Source organism: Intestinibacillus sp. Marseille-P6563, assembly GCF_900604335.1.
In the GTDB taxonomy this organism is placed as follows: domain Bacteria; phylum Bacillota; class Clostridia; order Oscillospirales; family Butyricicoccaceae; genus Butyricicoccus_B.
Genome location: NZ_UWOD01000002.1, coordinates 79,675 through 96,510, shown reverse-complemented (window position 1 = coordinate 96,510; position 16,836 = coordinate 79,675). Strand labels below are relative to the sequence as shown.

Here is a 16,836-nt window from a genome sequence, read left to right as displayed (position 1 = left end):
GCATTTTTTATGTAGGAGGGATGGGGATGCGGTTTCCGGTGGAATATCGCGGCCAGGAGGCTGGGTTTGTGGAAGCCACACAGGACATCCATGGCATACAATTTGAGGCCACCTGTACGCTGCATACGCAGGAAGTGGTCCGCCTATACACCCAAGTGGAGGAGCGGCATTTCAAAATCGGTGTTCTGGAGCCGGAAGATGGGGTACTGCGTTTAAAACGGCTGTGGACCCCGGAAACTCTGCGCAGTTTCCAGATCACTGAACTGCCGCGCCGGTATTATATCGATGACGGGCGTCCGGGTTGTGCGCCGCAAATAGAAAACCATACCACATCGCTGCCGCAGGACCCGCACATGTTACAAGCAGTGGAAAAAGGCGCTGTTTGGCAAGCGGATGCCGAAGGCGGATGGCTGCGTGCGCCCTTTGATTCGCAGCAGGAGCAGCCTTTAGCCTTTGTCCTCACCGCCTGTGAGATTCAAAAAGGGGAGCATGGTTATGTGGCAGCATTTCACTGGAAAGCAACCGAATCGACTTGCAAAAGCAAAAACCTTGTTGTATGATAGGTTTTAAGAAGGAGGTGAAAAGCTGTGCTGATTTCAACCAAAGGGCGATATGCGTTGCGCGTGATGGCCGAACTGGCACAATGTCCAGGGGATACGCCGGTACCCTTGCGGGATATTGCAGAGCGGCAAGGCATTTCCGAGAAATATCTGGAGGCCATTTTAAAAAAGCTAGTGCAAGCTGGTTTGGTCAGCGGTACACGGGGCAAAGGCGGCGGGTATATTTTATCCTGTGATCCGGCCACCTGTACGGTGCGGCGGATTTTAGAAGCGGCAGAAGACACATTGGCCCCGATTGCCTGCGGCGAACTGACCGGGGAAAGCTGTGCCCGGGCACAGGGTTGCGTGACCTTACCGATGTGGAAAGAGTTGGACCGCCGGATCAAAGACTTTTTTGATTCCATCACCTTGCAGCAACTTTTGCAGAAAAAGGAATGACGGCAGTAGTCAATTCAACGAAATTTTTTATTTTCTAAAAACCTATTGACTTGGTATGAAAATGATGTTAATATACCTACATAAACGATAGGAATTAAAGATCTCCCTCGAAAGGTAGGTAACATCGATATGCGTATTTTTCATAGTGCAACCGAACTGATTGGCAACACACCGTTGCTCCGGCTTTCCCGCTTGGAGGAAAAGCATGGGATACAGGCATCCATCCTGGCAAAACTCGAGTATTTTAATCCGGCAGGAAGCGTTAAGGATCGCATTGCCAAGGCGATGCTGGATGCCGCGGAAGCTGATGGCCGACTGACACCGGACAGCGTCATCATTGAGCCCACCAGCGGCAACACAGGCATCGGCCTGGCTGCGATTGCAGCAGCCAAAGGGTATCGAATGATCGTGGTGATGCCGGAAACCATGTCGGTCGAGCGCCGGCAGATGGTGCAGGCATATGGCGCGGAGTTGGTCTTGACCGAAGGAGCAAAGGGCATGAAGGGTGCCATTGCCAAGGCCGAGGAATTGGCGCGCGACATCCCGCATAGCTTTATTCCAGAGCAGTTTGACAATCCGGCCAACCCCAGAGTGCATGAGCAAACGACAGGCCCGGAAATTTGGCGTGATACCGATGGACAGGTGGATATTTTTGTTGCTGGCGTTGGCACAGGCGGAACAGTGACTGGTGTAGGCCAGTATTTAAAGGCCCAGAACCCGAATGTGCAGGTTATCGCCGTAGAACCGGCAGATTCGCCGGTTTTGTCCAAGGGACAGGCGGGGGCCCATAAGATTCAGGGCATCGGTGCTGGATTTGTGCCGGCCATCCTGAACACATCGATTTATGATGAAGTCATCCCGGTGCAAAATGAGGATGCTTTTGCCTGGGGACGAGAGATTGCCCGCACCGAAGGCGTGATGGTTGGCATCTCGTCGGGTGCAGTCCTTTGGGCCGCCATGGAAGTGGCCAAGCGCCCAGAAAACAAGGGCAAGAATATCGTGGTGCTGCTGCCGGATACCGGAAGCCGGTATCTGTCCACCCCGATGTTTGCCGCAGAGTAAAAGAAAAACGCTGCCAAGTACTTGGCAGCGTTTTTTGTTATACCGAAGGAAGGGCAACGTCATCCAGAATCCCTTTGAGTTTGGCGATCAAAACGCCATAATTTGTAATAGGGACACCGGCCGACTGGGCTTGCCGTACCCGCGAGAGCAGATAGGTGCGGTTGAACATGCAGCCGCCGCAGTGAACGATGAGGTCATAGGCATCCAAGTTTTCCGGGAAGGCCGTGCCGCTGACAATGTCAACTTGCAGCCCTGCACCATATTTTTTGCGCAGCAGGGCGGGGATTTTCACTCGGCCAATATCTTCGGTCAAGGGAGCATGGGTACAGGCCTCGGCAATCAGGACGCGCGAAGAATCGGTCAAGCGGTCGACTGCCCGGGCACCTTCGACAAAGGCAGATAAATCGCCCTTGTGAGCAGCAAATAAGACCGAAAAGGAGGTCAGTTTGACACCCTTTGGAGTCTTTTCATAAACCTCTCGGAAAACCTGTGAATCGGTGATGATGAGGGCAGGCGGTTCCCGCAGCACTGCCAGTGCGTTTTCCAGCGTGTCAGGGGTCGCGTTGATCGAGATACAACCGGTATCAAGCAGTTCGCGGATGGTCTGCACCTGAGGGAGAATCAAACGGCCCTTGGGCGCCTCTTTGTCCTGCGGCATTACGAGCAGAACGGTATCACCCGGACCAGCCAGACCGCCTAAAATCGACGGTGCACCATAGCCTTCCGGGATGGCCCGCGCCAGCGCAGTGAGCAGCGCAGGGATACCGTCTCCCGTCTTGGCGCTGACGATCAGAGGCTCGCTGCCGAGTTCCTGTGTGATGCGCTGTGCCAGCGTCTGTGCGTCGCGTTCATCCGCCTTGCTGACCACAGTGATTTGCCGAATGCCGCGTTCGCGCAGCTTACGGCTCCATTCCTTTTCCAGCGTCAGATCGTCCCCAGCGCATAACAGCAGGGCAATGTCCACTTTCGGGATGGTTTCCTCGGTCTTTTGTACACGCATGGCGCCCAAATCGCCATCATCGTCAAAACCGGCGGTGTCGATGAGCAAGCAGGCGCCTAGGCCACGGATTTCCATGGCCTTGCGCACAGGGTCGGTGGTCGTGCCCGGCACATCGGACACCAGCGCGACCGGCTGGCCGGTCAGCGCATTGATGAGCGAAGATTTGCCGGCATTTCGTCTGCCATAAATCGCAATATGCAGGCGGTTGGCCGAAGGGGTTTCGTTTAGCGTTGGCATGGCGTTCCTCCTTTAGAAGCGGAAGTCACGCATACCGCCATCCATATCATGCAGATGCTCATAGACAATGCTGCGCACCTTATCGTTCGGGATGGTTTCGGCTTCCTTGGCGATCATGTCGAGCGCCAACTTACGCGTTTCCTCACTGGCGTAGTCCTCAGCAAACTCCTTGAGCGTCATGAGCGCATTGGGCAGGCAGCAGTTGCGAATTTGTCCCGACTTGACCAGACTCATAAACCGGTCGCCCGTGCGGCCTTCGCGGTAGCAGGCAGTGCAGAACGAGGGGATGTGGCCGAGTTCGAGCAGCCAGCGCACAACTTCATCGAGCGTACGGTTGTCGCTGATCTCGAACTGGGAGGAATCCTCCTCTTCGCCGCCGTCGGCATAGCCGCCCACACTGGTGCGGGAAGCGCCGCTGATCTGCGATACACCGTACTTGATGACCATTTCACGAGTCTTTTTGGATTCGCGGGTGGACACAATCAGGCCGGTATACGGCACCGAGATGCGCAAAATGGCGACGATCTTTTGGAACAGTTCATCCGAAATGCCATTGGTAAACGAAGAGGCGTCAATATCATCTGCGTCACGCAGGCGGGGCACACTGATGGTATGCGGGCCAACACCATATACAGCTTCCAGATGTTCGGCGTGCATCAGCAGACCGACAAAATCGTATTTGTACAGGTTCAGGCCAAACAGGACACCGCAGCCGACATCGTCGATGCCGCCCTGCATGGCGCGGTCCATGGCCTCGGTGTGGTATGCGTAATCGTGCTTGGGTCCGGTCGGGTGCAACAGCTCATACTGCTCCTTGTTGTACGTTTCTTGGAACAGGATATAGGTGCCGATACCGGCGTCTTTGAGCTTTTTGTAGTTTTCGACCGTGGTGGCCGCGATGTTAACATTCACGCGGCGGATGGCGCCGTTTTTGTGCTTGATGGAGTAAATGGTATCAATGCACTCGAGGACATATTCGATCGGGTTGTTGACCGGGTCCTCGCCGCATTCGAGCGCCAGACGCTTGTGGCCCATATCCTGCAAGGCAATGACTTCGCGGCGGATTTCATCCTGCGTCAGCTTTTTGCGTGCAATGTGCTTGTTTTTCAGGTGATAGGGGCAATAGGTGCAGCCATTGACGCAATAGTTGGACAGATACAGCGGCGCAAACATGACAATGCGGTTGCCATAAAAGGCCTGCTTGATCTTGGTCGCCTGGGCAAAGATACGCGCAAGCGCATCCTTGTCTTCGCACAGAAGCAGGACCGCAGCTTCGCGGTGGCTCAGACCCTTGCAAGCGTCAGTCTTGTCAATGATTTGATTGACCAGTTCCAAATCATCTTTGTGCGCTTCGGCATAGGATAGGGTATCCAAAATTTCCTGATGGTTGATAAATTCCTCGGCTTTGAGCGAACGGGGATCATACATAACAATAGCCTTCTTTCTCTCTCATACGGGGGTCTTGCCCCGGTTTCTTAATTCTTCTTCGAGTTGGCGGCGGCCTTCGGCAATGGTCGTTTCCGAAAATTCCGCCGGATAGATTTGATACAGTTTGCGCAGACGGGAGGGTGTCACCTTGCGCATCACGACGTTGCCGCCCGATTCATAGACCCGGTCGGCCGCGGCCCGGTCCAGTACGCCCAGGGCGGTTGTGACCGGCAGGTTGGCATGCGGCAGCAGCAAACGGGCGAGTGCGACAGCGCGCAAAGTCAGCATAGCGCTGCCATGCGGCTCGGTACCGAGTGGCGTGTCTGGATGGGGCAAGAAGGGGCCAATGCCCGCCATGTCGCAAGGGATGCTGCGCAAAAGCAGCAAATCGTCTGCAATGGTGGCAGCCGTTTGACCAGGCAGGCCGATCATAAATCCGCCGCCGGTTTCCAGACCGGCTTTTTTGATGTCCTTCAGACAACGCACTCGTTCCTCCAAACAGGAGTCGGGATGCAGGGCCGCATAAAGCTTTGGGTCTGAGGTTTCATGCTTGAGAAGATACCGGTCACAGCCAGCCGTCCGGAACTGCTGATAGGCCTCGGCTGGAAATTCACCGCAGGACAGAGTTACAGCAATGGCCGGAGCCGCTTTTTTGATGCGGGTGACGATATCCGCTAGCATATCCGGGGTATAGTAGGGGTCTTCGCCTGATTGCAGTACGACTGTCTGATAGCCGTTTTCGGCGGCTTTCAGCGCTGTCTGGACGATTTCATCGGGCTCCAGACGAAAACGCGCCAAATTTGTATTGTGACAGTTGAGTCCGCAATAGCGGCACGACCGTCTGCAATAATTGGAAAATTCGAGCAAGGCGCGAATACGGACGGTATCCCCAAATTGCGCGCGGCAGACCGCGCCTGCTTGCGCAAAAATAGGGGCAAAGGCATCCTCGTCGGCTTGCAGCAGATCGATCAGGGCAGAGCGGTCGAGCGTCATGCCGAACCTCCTACCTTTTGGGTGACCGTCTTAACATTGACGCCGCGCAGCATACCGAGTTTTCCGGACAAAGCGCTTACAGTCGATTGCGGTGCATCCATGACCACACTGATGATCGCAACCCCGCGGTCATGGTAGGGGATTCCCATACGGCCGACAATATATTCTCCATATTCATGCAAAAGCTGATTGAGTTTTTCGGTTGCCGTCAGATCTTCCACAATAATCCCCAATAAAGCAATACGCGTTTCTTCCATAAAAAAGTCCTTTCCAGCAATAAAAAATCCCATGCCGGCAGACACGGGAAAACCAAAAAAGAACCTTTGCTGTCCGGAAAAATCCAGATAGCGCAGGTGTGAAGATCGGGCTTTCTCCGCTTCCGCAGGCGAACCTTTGTAAGAGGATACTGGTATTATAACAGGAATGTTTCTCATTTGCAAGTATGGGAAATATCCGGTGGACACTTTTTCTGGCACGCAGGACAAATCCCGGTAAACGACAGGGAATGACTGGTGATAATATAACCAGTCTGAGCAGCAAGCTGACTTTCCAGTGTTTCCAAGGGGCACTCGTCCATAAAAACCACCGCGCCACATACCGAGCAGTGCAGGGTATGGCGATGGGTATGCGTATGGAGTTGGTAATAGCAAAAACCATCCAGCCCATCGTTTTTCAGGACGAGCCCATGTTCGGTCAGCTGCGCCAGTACGCGATAGGTCGTCGACAGCCCCATCCGGCTGGACTGGCAGGCAAGCGTATGAATTTTTTCGGCGGTCATGGGTTCGCTATGGTTGCGGAGCACATCTAAAACCGCTTTGCGGCTGGGGGTCAGGCGCAAACCGCAGGATTTCAGCAGATCGCTGGACATAGAAAACTCCTTTCCGAATGGACAATTTTTATTATTATACCACAGCCAGCGGAAATGGCAAACCCAAAGAAGAATGAAATTAGGCTCTGCTAACAAAACGCTTGACAAATGTGGAGAAGGTTTGTATACTAAAACCATACCCCCTCCCCTGGGGATGTGGAGGTGAAAGCATGGAACAACAATTTCAAGTCACCGGCATGAGTTGTGCCGCGTGCTCTGCCCATGTGGAAAAGGCGGTCAACGCGGTGCCGGGTGTGCAATCGGCGCAGGTCAACCTGCTGGCTGGCAGCATGAAAACTACGTTTGACCCAGGGCAGACCGATGCGCAGCATATCATACAGGCCGTCATCGACGCTGGCTACGGCGCGTCGGTCAAAGGGCAGGAAGCAGCGGTATCAAAACCGGTCGATGATGGCGCCGAACTGCACGAAATGCAGCGGCGCATTATTATATCCTTTACCTTTTTGGCGCTGCTGATGATCGTGTCCATGGGACATATGATCGGCATGCCGCTGCCCAGCTTTTTGGAGGGTCCGTCCAACGCAGTCAGCTTTGCGCTGACGCAATTTTTGCTGACCCTGCCGATTGTGCTAATCAACCGGAAATACTATGTCAATGGATTTAAAACCCTGTGGCATCGCGCGCCGACGATGGATGCGCTGATCGCCGTGGGTTCGGGCGCCGCCCTGGTGTATGGTATCTTTGCCCTGTATCAGATTGGATATGGTTTGGGCCATGGGGAAGCTGACCGCGTGCAGCGTTACATGCACGATCTGTATTTTGAGTCAGCCGGTATGATCCTCACATTGGTCACGCTGGGCAAGTATTTTGAAACCCGCGCCAAAAAGCGCACCGGGGAAGCCATTGCCAAGCTCATGGACCTGAGGCCGCAGACAGCGACCGTGGAACGCAATGGTGCCGAAGTTACCATTCCAATCGAACAGGTGCAGGTGGGCGACGTGGTCGTAGTGCGTCCGGGACAGAGCGTGCCGGTCGACGGCGTCATCCAGAGTGGACATGCGTCGCTGGATGAATCGGCTTTGACCGGCGAGAGCATCCCGGTGGAAAAGCAGGAAGGCGATACAGTCATCGCGGCCACCATCAACAAAACTGGGTTTTTCAAGTTTCAGGCATCCCGCGTTGGGGATGATACCACTCTTTCGCAAATCATCCGGCTGGTCGAAGAAGCGAGTGCGTCCAAAGCCCCCATCGCCAAATTGGCAGACAAGGTTGCGGGAGTGTTCGTTCCGGTCGTGCTGGGTATCGCTCTGCTGACGGCGATTGTTTGGCTGGCCGTTGGCGAAACCTTTACGTTTGCCTTGTCCAGCGCTATCACTGTACTGGTCATTTCGTGCCCATGCGCGCTGGGTCTGGCGACTCCGGTTGCAATTATGGTCGGCACCGGCGTCGGTGCGGAGAATGGCGTGCTGTTCCAGTCGGCCGAAGCGCTGGAGCGGCTGCATAAAGTGGATGCCGTTGTGCTCGATAAGACGGGCACGGTCACTGAGGGGCACCCTTCGGTCACCGATGTGCAGGTCTTGGCGGGGAGCGAGACGGAATTTTTACAGCTTGCCCTTTCTCTGGAAAAGCCAAGCGAACACCCCTTGGCCGAAGCGGTCGTGCGGTATGCGGAAGAGAAACACATCCGTCCGCTGCCCACAGAAAAATTCCAAGCGATTTCGGGCAAAGGCATTGTGGCGGAGATTGCAGGGCAAACCTGTATGGCAGGTAATTTGCGTATGCTGCGGGAACAGGGCGTGGATGTTTCGGCTGCGGAAACCTGGGGAAAGCAGTATGCCGCGGCAGGGAAAACGCCACTCTATGTGGCGCGTGCCGGCCAAATGGTCGGGATCGTTGCAGTGGCCGACCAGGTCAAGAGCAACAGTGCACAAGCAGTACGGTTGCTGCAAGAGATGCATATTGACGTCACGCTGCTGACCGGCGATAATAAAGTGACAGCCGAAGCCATTCGCCAGCAATTGCAGATTCCCCGTGTGGTAGCCGAAGTGCTGCCGCAGGATAAAGAACGGGAGATTCGCAAATTGCAGGAGAGCGGAAAAACGGTCGCCATGGTGGGCGATGGCATCAACGATGCTCCGGCCTTGGCGCGTGCGGATGTGGGCATCGCTATTGGCGCCGGAACCGATGTGGCCATTGAATCGGCCGATGTCGTTCTGATGAAGTCCGATTTGCTGGATGCCGTCAATGCAGTGCGCTTGTCGCGCAACGTGATGCGCAATATCAAACAAAACTTGTTCTGGGCCTTTTGCTATAACTGCATCGGCATCCCGATTGCAGCCGGTGTTTTTGCACCAGCCCTGCGTTTGTCGCCCATGTTTGGCGCTGCGGCGATGAGCTTGTCCTCGGTATGTGTTGTGAGCAATGCGCTCCGCTTAAAGCTGTTCCGGCCTGTGACGGGCAGCCCGCAGCGAGCGAATTTACAAATGGAAAATAGAAAGGAAGAAAAACAAATGAAAAAGACCATGACGATTGAAGGCATGATGTGCACCCATTGTTCGGGCCGCGTGCAGCAGGCACTGAACGATTTGGACGGTGTATCGGCTGTGGTCAGCCACGAAACTGGCAAGGCTGAATTAACGCTGGTCCATCCGGTTTCCGACGAAGCGCTGACCCAGGCGGTGACCGATGCCGGGTATAAGGTGGTCGATATCTGTGAGGGCTGACCGCAAGCAAGTTGAACCACTCGTAAAGATGGCACGGGGCCAGCTGGACGCAGTCATGAAAATGATTGAAGATGACCGCTACTGCATGGATATTGTCACACAGATTTTGGCGACCGAAGCCTTGCTGCGGAAAGCACGACAGGCAGTTGTGAAGGGCCATTTGGAAGGCTGTGTGCAAGAGGCTTTGGAAGGTGGCACCCCGGCCGATCGCGCCAGAACACTGGATGAGATCACCAAGCTGATCGAAAAGATCGAGCGATAAAAAAGACCGGTATCCAAAAGCGATACCGGTCTTTTTCATTTATCGATAACTCAGCAGGGTCGGCACATCCTTGCGCTTGGGTGCCACCGCGTCCCCTTCCGGGTAGCCGATTGCAATGAGTGCCATCAGCTCCTGATCTTCGGGAATGTTCAGATATTGTTCCAATGCTTCCCGGTCAAAAATACCCATAATGACCGAGCCAACGCCGAAATTGTGTGCGGCCAGACAGAAAGTCTGGGCTGCAATGCCGCAGTCATAATATTGCCAGCCACCTTCGCGGTCGGTCGAGAACGAACCATCGCGTTCAAACCCGGAACGGCTCTTGACAAAGGTCTGGGCGATCAGCGTCTTACAGCCACCGATGATGCGCGCATTGAACGGCGCATAGGTTTCACAGATGGCCTGCAAAACATCCGGGTCCTCAATGGCAATATACCGGGCGATCTGCGTGTTCTTCCAAGAGGGGGCATAGGCTGCCAGTGAAATGATCTTTTCCAAGGTTTCATGGCTCACCGGTTCATCCGTGAATTTGCGGATGCTGCGGCGGGTCAAAATACAGGATTGCGTATCCATTGTTTTCCTCCCATGCAGGTATGATTTTGGATGTTTTCATTATAAGAGGAAGGATTGGAGATGTCAACCAAGTGCGCGCGGGAATGTTCACGAGAATTGACGTTTTTGGTGCGTGGAATTTGTAGAAATTCATGGCTGGCAGCACAAGATGTGGTGTGCTATAATGGAACGGCCACAATATAGAATGAGAAAGGAGCCCGCTGGGATGATCTATGTTATCAAAAAGGACAACACCCGCGAGGAATTCAACGTACAAAAAGTGATCGCGGCGGTCAATAAATCGGCCAATCGGGTACTTTATACCTTTACAGATGCGGAAACCCAGGCGATCTGCACCTATGTCGAGGACTATGTGAAAAACATGAACGTTTCCGAAGTCCAGATCTGGCAGATGCACAACATCGTGGAAGCGGCGCTGGAAAGCGTCCGCCCCGAAGTCGCCAAGAGTTACCGCGATTATCGTAACTATAAACAGGACTTTGTCGGCATGCTCGACAGCGTTTATAAAAAGAGCCAGTCAATTATGTACATCGGGGATAAGGAAAACTCCAACACCGATTCGGCGCTGGTCTCCACCAAGCGCAGCCTGATTTTCAACCAGCTCAACAAGGAACTGTATCAGAAGTTTTTCATGACCACCGAGGAGCTGCAAGCCTGCCGGGACGGTTATATTTATGTCCATGACATGTCGGCTCGCCGCGATACCATGAACTGCTGTCTGTTTGACGTGGGCCATGTCTTAAAGGGCGGTTTTGAGATGGGCAATCTGTGGTACAATGAGCCCAAGACCCTGAATGTCGCCTTTGACGTGATCGGCGATATTGTTTTATCGGCTGCCAGCCAGCAATATGGCGGCTTTACCGTTCCGTCGGTTGATTTGCTGCTCGAGCCTTACGCCGAGCGCAGCTACAAAATGCTGACCGAGAAATACAGCCGTCTGGGTCTGGACGCTGAAACGGTCGAAAAGGAAGTCATGGCCGATATTCTCAATGATTTTGAGCAGGGCTTCCAAGGCTGGGAGTATAAGTTTAACACGGTGGCATCCAGCCGCGGTGATTATCCGTTTATCACCATGACCATGGGCACTGGCACCGGACGGTTCGCCAGACTGGCATCGATTACCATGCTCAACGTCCGCCGCCGCGGACAGGGCAAAAAGGGACAGAAAAAGCCAGTACTGTTCCCGAAAATTGTCTTCTTATATGACGAAAACCTGCACGGTCCGGGGAAGGAACTCGAGGACGTATTTGAAGCGGGCATTTTGTGCTCGTCCAAGGCCATGTATCCCGACTGGCTCAGCCTGACAGGCGAAGGATATGTCCCCAGCATGTACAAGAAATATGGCGCGATTATCAGTCCGATGGGCTGCCGGGCATTCCTGTCTCCGTGGTATGAACGCGGCGGTATGAAGCCGGCCGACGACGAGGACAAGCCGATCTTTGTTGGCCGATGGAACATTGGCGCGGTGTCGCTCCATCTCCCGATGATTTTAGCTAAGGCGCGGCAGGAAAACCGCGACTTTTATGAGGTTCTCGATTATTATCTGGAACTGATCCGCAAATTACATATCCGGACCTATGCCTATTTGGGCGAGATGCGGGCATCCACCAATCCGCTCGCCTACTGTGAAGGCGGTTTTTATGGCGGTCATTTGGGCCTACACGATAAAATCAAACCCATCCTGAAAACGGCGACTGCTTCGTTTGGTATTACCGCACTCAATGAACTGCAAATGCTCTATAATGGTAAGAGTCTGGCGCAGGACGGCGCCTTTGCGCTCGAAGTGATGCAGCACATCAACGACAAGGTCAATCAGTTTAAGGAAGAGGACGGCAATCTGTACGCGATTTACGGCACCCCGGCAGAAAGCCTGTGCGGTCTGCAAGTGCAGCAGTTCCGCAAAAAGTATGGCATCATCGAAGGGGTCAGCGACCGTGATTATGTGTCCAACAGCTTCCACTGTCATGTGACCGAGGACTTAACACCCATTCAAAAGCAGGATCTGGAGAATCGCTTCTGGAATCTGTGCAACGGCGGCAAGATTCAATATGTCAAATATCCAATCGAATACAATCTGGAAGCCATCCGCACCTTGGTGCGCCGAGCCATGCGCATGGGCTTTTACGAAGGCGTCAACCTGTCGTTGGCGTATTGCAATGACTGCGGGCATGAAGAACTAGCCATGGATACCTGTCCGAAATGCGGCAGCCACAACCTGACCAAGATCGAGCGAATGAACGGATACTTGTCGTATTCGCGTGTCAAGGGCGATACGCGCCTGAATGCAGCAAAAATGGCGGAAATCGCAGAAAGAAAGAGTATGTAATGCGTTATCATAATATCACAAAGGACGATATGCTCAATGGGGAAGGATTGCGCGTGGTGCTGTGGGTATCCGGCTGCGCGCACGCCTGTCCGGGCTGCCATAACCCGGTGACTTGGGATGCTGAAAGCGGTCTGCCCTTTGATGCAGCGGCCAAAGCGGAACTGTTTGAGGAACTGGAAAAAGACTATATTGCAGGCGTGACCTTGTCAGGCGGCGACCCGCTGTATCCGGCCAATCGGGAAGCGATTGCCGCGCTGTGTCAGGAAATCAAAGACCATTTTTCGGACAAGACCATCTGGTTGTATACCGGTTACAAGTGGGAAGAAATTCGGCATCTGCCGCTGATTCAGAATGTGGATGTGGTGGTAGATGGCCGTTATATCGAAGCGGCGCGGGATACGCTCCTGCCGTGGCGAGGAAGCGAAAACCAGAGGGTCATCGATGTGCCCAAGACGTTTGCACTGGGGCAGATCGTACTCCGGCCTGAACCCGATTACACTGTTTGAGGAGGATTTATGAATATCAAAATCAAGTATTTTTCCGATCAGATCGAGCGGCTGCGGTATATTGATGGCAAATCCGACTGGATCGATCTGCGTGCCGCTGAAGAAGTGGAAATGAAGGCCGGCGAGTTCCGCCTGATCCCGCTCGGCGTTGCCATGCAGCTTCCGGCTGGTTATGAAGCCCATGTAGTGCCGCGCAGTTCGACGTTTAAAAATTTTGGTATTTTGCAGACTAACAGCATGGGTGTAATCGATGAGACCTATTGTGGCGATAACGACCAATGGTTCATGCCCGCGTATGCGGTGCGTGACACGGTGATTCACGTTGGCGACCGGGTGTGTCAGTTCCGTATTATGGAGCATCAACCGTCCATCTCGTTTGATGAGGTGGAAGAACTCGGCAACACCGACCGCGGTGGACACGGCAGCACTGGCGTACAATAAAAGCAAATCCGGACATGCGAAAAATCGCAGTCCGGATTTTTTTGTCACCGATTTTGGGGAGGGGACTATACTGACAATAGGAGCGTGATGCGGTATGAATTGTCCGGGAAGATTGGTGGGATTTTTCGCCATTGCCTTTGGCGTTGGCGTGCTCATCGGCGGACTGCTGCCGTGTCTTGTTGTCAAATGGCTGTGCGGCTTGGGGCTGATCGCAGTCGGGGCTATCTTTGTACAGCAGTAAAAGGAGGCATGTGCTGTGAAAATCGTGATTTGGAAAAGTCCGAAATGTCTGTGTGGTATGTTTCGCCGGCTGTTTGGCATGGGCAAAGAATAAGCGAGCGCACAAGGCCGCCTTCGATTTTTTAAAACCGAGGGCGGCCTGCTTTTTGATTCATATTCCCAAAACAAGGGCAATATACTGGTAGCAGAAGCAGGAACAAAGGAGGAATTATTCAAATGGAACTGGTTCGGAAAAGTATTCCCTACTATGATGTGATCCTGGACAATGTATCGGTATATGAAGAATCGACCGACGCGATCGTGCCCGACGCCTTCCCGGATATCGCACGCATCGTTTATGCAGACGGCACGGTTTCCATCAAGGATGAGTCACCGCAGAACGATCGGGTGCTGGTTTCCGGCTCGGTAGCCGCAACGGTACTGTATCAGCCCGAAGTAGGAGGAAGTTTACAAAGTTTGGAGATTCCCCTCAGTTTTGCTCACATCGAAGAAGCACGCGGCGTGAGCGCCGATTGCACCTGTTTTGTGCGGTGCAGCATTGCCGATGTGACGGCGCGGGCTGTCAATTCGCGCAAGGTCAGTGTTTCTGCAAAACTGTGTTTTGAAACCACCGTCTACCAGCCTTCTATCTTACAGTATACCGAACAGATTCAGAGCGGAGACACGCCGCTCGAAGTGCTGTATGATACCAAAGAAATCACGCTGCTGCGGCAGGTGGAGGGAAGTTCCTTTACCATACTGGATGATTTGGAATGGAATGGTTCCGAAGGACTGGAGTTGTTACATACCGACTGTGTGCTGCGGCAAAATGAATGCCGCGCGATGAATGGGCGGATGCTCATACGTGGCGAAGCGGTCTTGCAGCTTTTGCTGCGGGACGATACGGGAGCCTTCCAGCAGGTGACCAAAAATATTCCCTTTACGCAAATGTTAGACGCATCCGACATGCAGGAGGGCGATGCAGCGACCGTCCGATTGGCGGTCCGCAATTTGGATTGCATATTGACCGGCAGCGGTGTGCTGTCCATCGGCATCGGGGTCTGTGCAGTCATCTTGCAGGATGAAAAACATGCCATTCAGACCATCCATGATTTGTACCAGACCAAACATGCGCTCAATGTGCAGGTCACGCCGGTGAAAGTCCAAGACTGCATGCTGTGCGGGAACTTTGCCGCGGATGGAAGCGAAAATATTCCACTGGGTATGAAAACCTCGCAATATCTGGGCGCCAAGGCCATCTGCACAGGCATGCAAATGGAAGGGGACACCCTGCGTGTCAAGGTGGACGCATTCATCCTATACTATGACGATGAGGGCAATCTCTATCAGACCCACCGCGCACTGCATGTACCGCTGCGGGTCAGCAATCTACCAGTTGAACCGGCTCTGCATGATATTGCCCTACAAGTCGCGCTGTCACCGGCTGGGGAAGACAGTGTCAATGTACACCTGTCAGCTTCTGGGGGAGCGACCAAACGCACACCACAGACGTTTCAGGATGTAACATCCGTGGAACTCGGGCCCGAACGCAACGCCGAGCTTTGCGGAGTGACACTCATTTTGCGACGCGTGGAAGAGGGGGAGAGCCTGTGGGATATCGCCAAACAATATGCGACTACGGTATCCGCCATCCGCAGTGCAAACAGCATTGCGGAAGAACAGAAAACAACGCAGGCACAGTTGCTGCTCATCCCCATGGAACAGTAAGAGGAGGGAAGCAAAATGGATCATAAAACACTGTATGAAGAAATCGGCGCCCGGACCGGGGGCGATGTTTATATCGGCGTCGTGGGGCCGGTTCGCACGGGAAAATCGACCTTTATCAAGCGGTTCATGGAAACCATGGTCATCCCAGGCATCGAAAATGTCTACAAACGGGAACGAGCCAAAGATGAACTGCCGCAATCGGGTTCCGGCCGCACCATTATGACCGCAGAACCCAAATTTGTTCCCGAAGAAGCGGCCGAGATCAGTACACCGGGTGGAGGCTTCTGCCGGGTCCGTCTGGTCGACTGTGTAGGATATTTGGTCGATGGGGCGCTAGGCAGCATGGAGGACGATGTACCACGGATGGTGACCACCCCATGGGATGACGTGCCCATCCCGATGAGCCAAGCAGCCGAGATCGGCACTCGTAAGGTCATTGCCGAGCATTCGACGATCGGTTTGGTGATTACCACCGATGGCACCTTTTCCGAAATCCCGCGGGAGAGCTACATACCGGCAGAAGATCGCGTGATTGAAGAGTTACAGGCCATAGGCAAGCCATTTTTGACCCTGATCAACTCTTCCGACCCCAACGGGGAAGCGGCGCAGGCTGTGCGCGACGAACTACGCGAAAAGCATGGCGTGGAAGCCTTGCCGGTCAACTGTCAGACCCTGTCGGGCAACGATGTGTCCAATATCTTGGCTGGCGTGCTGTATGAATTCCCGGTGCGGGAAATTGCCATTGAATTGCCGCGCTTTGTGGGCGCGTTGCCGCAGGGGCATGCCGTGAAGGAATCGGTGTATGGCAGCATCCGGCAAGCGGCGGGCGCCGTACAGAAAATGCGGGATTTGACGCAGGCGGCCGAGCAGATTGGGCAAAATGAATACATTTCTTCGGCGCAAGTAGCCGATATGGATTTGGGCGTCGGAAAGGCACGGATGAAAGTCGCCCTGCCGGGAGAGGTCTTTTACAATATTGTGGCCGAAAAGACTGGAGTGGATATCCATGACGATGCAGACTTGATTCCGCTGCTGACCAGATTGGCAGAAACCGAGCGGGAGTACCGCCGCATCCAGGGGGCTTTGGACCAGGCGCAAGCTACCGGTTATGGCATCGTCATGCCGGAGGTCAACGAACTGTCTTTGGAAGCACCCGAAATTATCAAACAGGGCGGACGGTATGGGGTGCGTTTGTGCGCTTCGGCAACCGCAATCCACCTGATTCGAACCGATATCAAAGCATCGGTCACTCCACTAGTTGGCACCGAAAAACAGTCGGAAGAACTCGTACATTATATGCTCGGCGAATTTGATGGAGCGCCCGAGCGCATTTGGGATACGAATATCTTTGGCAAATCGCTCAGTGAACTGGTCAATGAGGAACTGGCGGGCAAACTGGCTCGCATGCCCGAAGACGCACGAGATAAGTTCCGGGAAACACTGGAAAAAATCATCAACGAAAGCACAGGAGGGCTTATTTGTATTCTGTTATAAAAAATGCCGGTCTGTTA

The 16,836-nt window shown here is 53.8% G+C and carries 17 protein-coding genes; 11 read left to right on the top strand and 6 right to left on the bottom strand.

Annotation, left to right across the window (positions count from 1 at the left end):
- The first annotated feature begins 26 nt into the window (after positions 1-26).
- From EFB11_RS08540 to cysK, 3 genes are all read left to right on the top strand, one after another.
- Complete coding sequence (locus EFB11_RS08540) at positions 27-560, top strand: hypothetical protein (protein ID WP_122789824.1); 534 nt, start codon at positions 27-29, stop codon at positions 558-560.
- 27 nt (positions 561-587) lie between these two features.
- Positions 588-998 carry an RrF2 family transcriptional regulator gene (locus EFB11_RS08535; protein ID WP_122789823.1) on the top strand — a complete coding sequence of 137 codons (411 nt, stop codon included), beginning with the start codon at positions 588-590 and terminating at the stop codon, positions 996-998.
- A 129-nt stretch (positions 999-1,127) separates the two neighbouring features.
- Positions 1,128-2,060 (top strand): cysteine synthase A, encoded by a 933-nt coding sequence (cysK, locus tag EFB11_RS08530; protein ID WP_122789822.1) that lies wholly within the window; start codon positions 1,128-1,130, stop codon positions 2,058-2,060.
- Between the two features lie 37 nt (positions 2,061-2,097).
- Here cysK and hydF read toward each other — a convergent pair whose 3' ends face one another.
- The 5 genes from hydF to EFB11_RS08505 all read right to left on the bottom strand — a co-directional run bounded on the left by hydF (position 2,098) and on the right by EFB11_RS08505 (position 6,586).
- Complete coding sequence (hydF, locus tag EFB11_RS08525; protein WP_122789821.1) at positions 2,098-3,297, bottom strand: [FeFe] hydrogenase H-cluster maturation GTPase HydF; 1,200 nt, start codon at positions 3,295-3,297, stop codon at positions 2,098-2,100.
- A 12-nt stretch (positions 3,298-3,309) separates the two neighbouring features.
- Positions 3,310-4,725, bottom strand: coding sequence for a [FeFe] hydrogenase H-cluster radical SAM maturase HydG (gene hydG, locus EFB11_RS08520; protein ID WP_122789820.1), 1,416 nt, complete (start codon positions 4,723-4,725; stop codon positions 3,310-3,312).
- Between the two features lie 21 nt (positions 4,726-4,746).
- The gene (gene hydE / locus EFB11_RS08515) at positions 4,747-5,718 is read right to left on the bottom strand and encodes a [FeFe] hydrogenase H-cluster radical SAM maturase HydE (RefSeq protein WP_122789819.1); all 972 of its coding nucleotides are present in this window, start codon (positions 5,716-5,718) and stop codon (positions 4,747-4,749) included.
- Entirely contained in the window at positions 5,715-5,975 is a 261-nt protein-coding gene (locus EFB11_RS08510; RefSeq protein ID WP_122789818.1) for a TM1266 family iron-only hydrogenase system putative regulator, read from the bottom strand. The genes hydE and EFB11_RS08510 overlap by 4 nt, the downstream gene beginning before the upstream one ends.
- A gap of 173 nt (positions 5,976-6,148) precedes the next feature.
- Positions 6,149-6,586 carry a Fur family transcriptional regulator gene (locus EFB11_RS08505; protein WP_164706680.1) on the bottom strand — a complete coding sequence of 146 codons (438 nt, stop codon included), beginning with the start codon at positions 6,584-6,586 and terminating at the stop codon, positions 6,149-6,151.
- Between the two features lie 170 nt (positions 6,587-6,756).
- On the opposite strand from EFB11_RS08505, the gene EFB11_RS08500 reads away from it, so the two are divergent.
- Positions 6,757-9,270, top strand: coding sequence for a heavy metal translocating P-type ATPase (locus tag EFB11_RS08500; RefSeq protein WP_122789816.1), 2,514 nt, complete (start codon positions 6,757-6,759; stop codon positions 9,268-9,270).
- Positions 9,233-9,532, top strand: a complete 300-nt coding sequence (locus tag EFB11_RS08495) for a metal-sensing transcriptional repressor (RefSeq protein WP_279220541.1) — start codon at positions 9,233-9,235, stop codon at positions 9,530-9,532. The genes EFB11_RS08500 and EFB11_RS08495 overlap by 38 nt, the downstream gene beginning before the upstream one ends.
- Before the next feature lie 39 nt (positions 9,533-9,571).
- Here EFB11_RS08495 and EFB11_RS08490 read toward each other — a convergent pair whose 3' ends face one another.
- Positions 9,572-10,105, bottom strand: a complete 534-nt coding sequence (locus EFB11_RS08490; RefSeq protein ID WP_122789814.1) for a nitroreductase family protein — start codon at positions 10,103-10,105, stop codon at positions 9,572-9,574.
- A 205-nt stretch (positions 10,106-10,310) separates the two neighbouring features.
- On the opposite strand from EFB11_RS08490, the gene nrdD reads away from it, so the two are divergent.
- The 6 genes from nrdD (at position 10,311) to spoIVA (ending at position 16,819) form a co-directional block, all read left to right on the top strand.
- Complete coding sequence (nrdD, locus tag EFB11_RS08485; RefSeq protein WP_122789813.1) at positions 10,311-12,431, top strand: anaerobic ribonucleoside-triphosphate reductase; 2,121 nt, start codon at positions 10,311-10,313, stop codon at positions 12,429-12,431.
- Positions 12,431-12,937 carry an anaerobic ribonucleoside-triphosphate reductase activating protein gene (gene nrdG, locus EFB11_RS08480; RefSeq protein WP_122789812.1) on the top strand — a complete coding sequence of 169 codons (507 nt, stop codon included), beginning with the start codon at positions 12,431-12,433 and terminating at the stop codon, positions 12,935-12,937. Before nrdD ends, nrdG begins: the two co-directional genes overlap by 1 nt.
- A 9-nt stretch (positions 12,938-12,946) precedes the next feature.
- Positions 12,947-13,378 carry a dUTP diphosphatase gene (locus tag EFB11_RS08475; RefSeq protein ID WP_122789811.1) on the top strand — a complete coding sequence of 144 codons (432 nt, stop codon included), beginning with the start codon at positions 12,947-12,949 and terminating at the stop codon, positions 13,376-13,378.
- A gap of 94 nt (positions 13,379-13,472) precedes the next feature.
- Positions 13,473-13,619: a hypothetical protein gene (locus EFB11_RS16840; protein WP_164706679.1), complete on the top strand. Its 147-nt coding sequence runs from the start codon at positions 13,473-13,475 to the stop codon at positions 13,617-13,619.
- Positions 13,620-13,834: 215 nt separating this feature from the next.
- The gene (locus EFB11_RS08470) at positions 13,835-15,325 is read left to right on the top strand and encodes a DUF3794 and LysM peptidoglycan-binding domain-containing protein (RefSeq protein ID WP_122789810.1); all 1,491 of its coding nucleotides are present in this window, start codon (positions 13,835-13,837) and stop codon (positions 15,323-15,325) included.
- A gap of 15 nt (positions 15,326-15,340) precedes the next feature.
- Positions 15,341-16,819: a stage IV sporulation protein A gene (spoIVA, locus tag EFB11_RS08465; protein ID WP_122789809.1), complete on the top strand. Its 1,479-nt coding sequence runs from the start codon at positions 15,341-15,343 to the stop codon at positions 16,817-16,819.
- The last annotated feature ends 17 nt before the right edge of the window (positions 16,820-16,836 follow it).

Excerpts from the sequence above, each read along its gene's own strand:
- EFB11_RS08540 (WP_122789824.1), top strand. The coding sequence starts at position 27 with ATGCGGTTTCCGGTGGAATATCGCGGCCAGGAGGCTGGGTTTGTGGAA.
- cysK (WP_122789822.1), top strand. The coding sequence starts at position 1,128 with ATGCGTATTTTTCATAGTGCAACCGAACTGATTGGCAACACACCGTTG.
- hydF (WP_122789821.1), bottom strand. The coding sequence starts at position 3,297 with ATGCCAACGCTAAACGAAACCCCTTCGGCCAACCGCCTGCATATTGCG.
- hydG (WP_122789820.1), bottom strand. The coding sequence starts at position 4,725 with ATGTATGATCCCCGTTCGCTCAAAGCCGAGGAATTTATCAACCATCAG.
- hydE (WP_122789819.1), bottom strand. The coding sequence starts at position 5,718 with ATGACGCTCGACCGCTCTGCCCTGATCGATCTGCTGCAAGCCGACGAG.
- EFB11_RS08510 (WP_122789818.1), bottom strand. The coding sequence starts at position 5,975 with ATGGAAGAAACGCGTATTGCTTTATTGGGGATTATTGTGGAAGATCTG.
- EFB11_RS08505 (WP_164706680.1), bottom strand. The coding sequence starts at position 6,586 with ATGTCCAGCGATCTGCTGAAATCCTGCGGTTTGCGCCTGACCCCCAGC.
- EFB11_RS08500 (WP_122789816.1), top strand. The coding sequence starts at position 6,757 with ATGGAACAACAATTTCAAGTCACCGGCATGAGTTGTGCCGCGTGCTCT.
- EFB11_RS08495 (WP_279220541.1), top strand. The coding sequence starts at position 9,233 with ATGCCGGGTATAAGGTGGTCGATATCTGTGAGGGCTGACCGCAAGCAA.
- EFB11_RS08490 (WP_122789814.1), bottom strand. The coding sequence starts at position 10,105 with ATGGATACGCAATCCTGTATTTTGACCCGCCGCAGCATCCGCAAATTC.
- nrdD (WP_122789813.1), top strand. The coding sequence starts at position 10,311 with ATGATCTATGTTATCAAAAAGGACAACACCCGCGAGGAATTCAACGTA.
- nrdG (WP_122789812.1), top strand. The coding sequence starts at position 12,431 with ATGCGTTATCATAATATCACAAAGGACGATATGCTCAATGGGGAAGGA.
- EFB11_RS08475 (WP_122789811.1), top strand. The coding sequence starts at position 12,947 with ATGAATATCAAAATCAAGTATTTTTCCGATCAGATCGAGCGGCTGCGG.
- EFB11_RS16840 (WP_164706679.1), top strand. The coding sequence starts at position 13,473 with ATGAATTGTCCGGGAAGATTGGTGGGATTTTTCGCCATTGCCTTTGGC.
- EFB11_RS08470 (WP_122789810.1), top strand. The coding sequence starts at position 13,835 with ATGGAACTGGTTCGGAAAAGTATTCCCTACTATGATGTGATCCTGGAC.
- spoIVA (WP_122789809.1), top strand. The coding sequence starts at position 15,341 with ATGGATCATAAAACACTGTATGAAGAAATCGGCGCCCGGACCGGGGGC.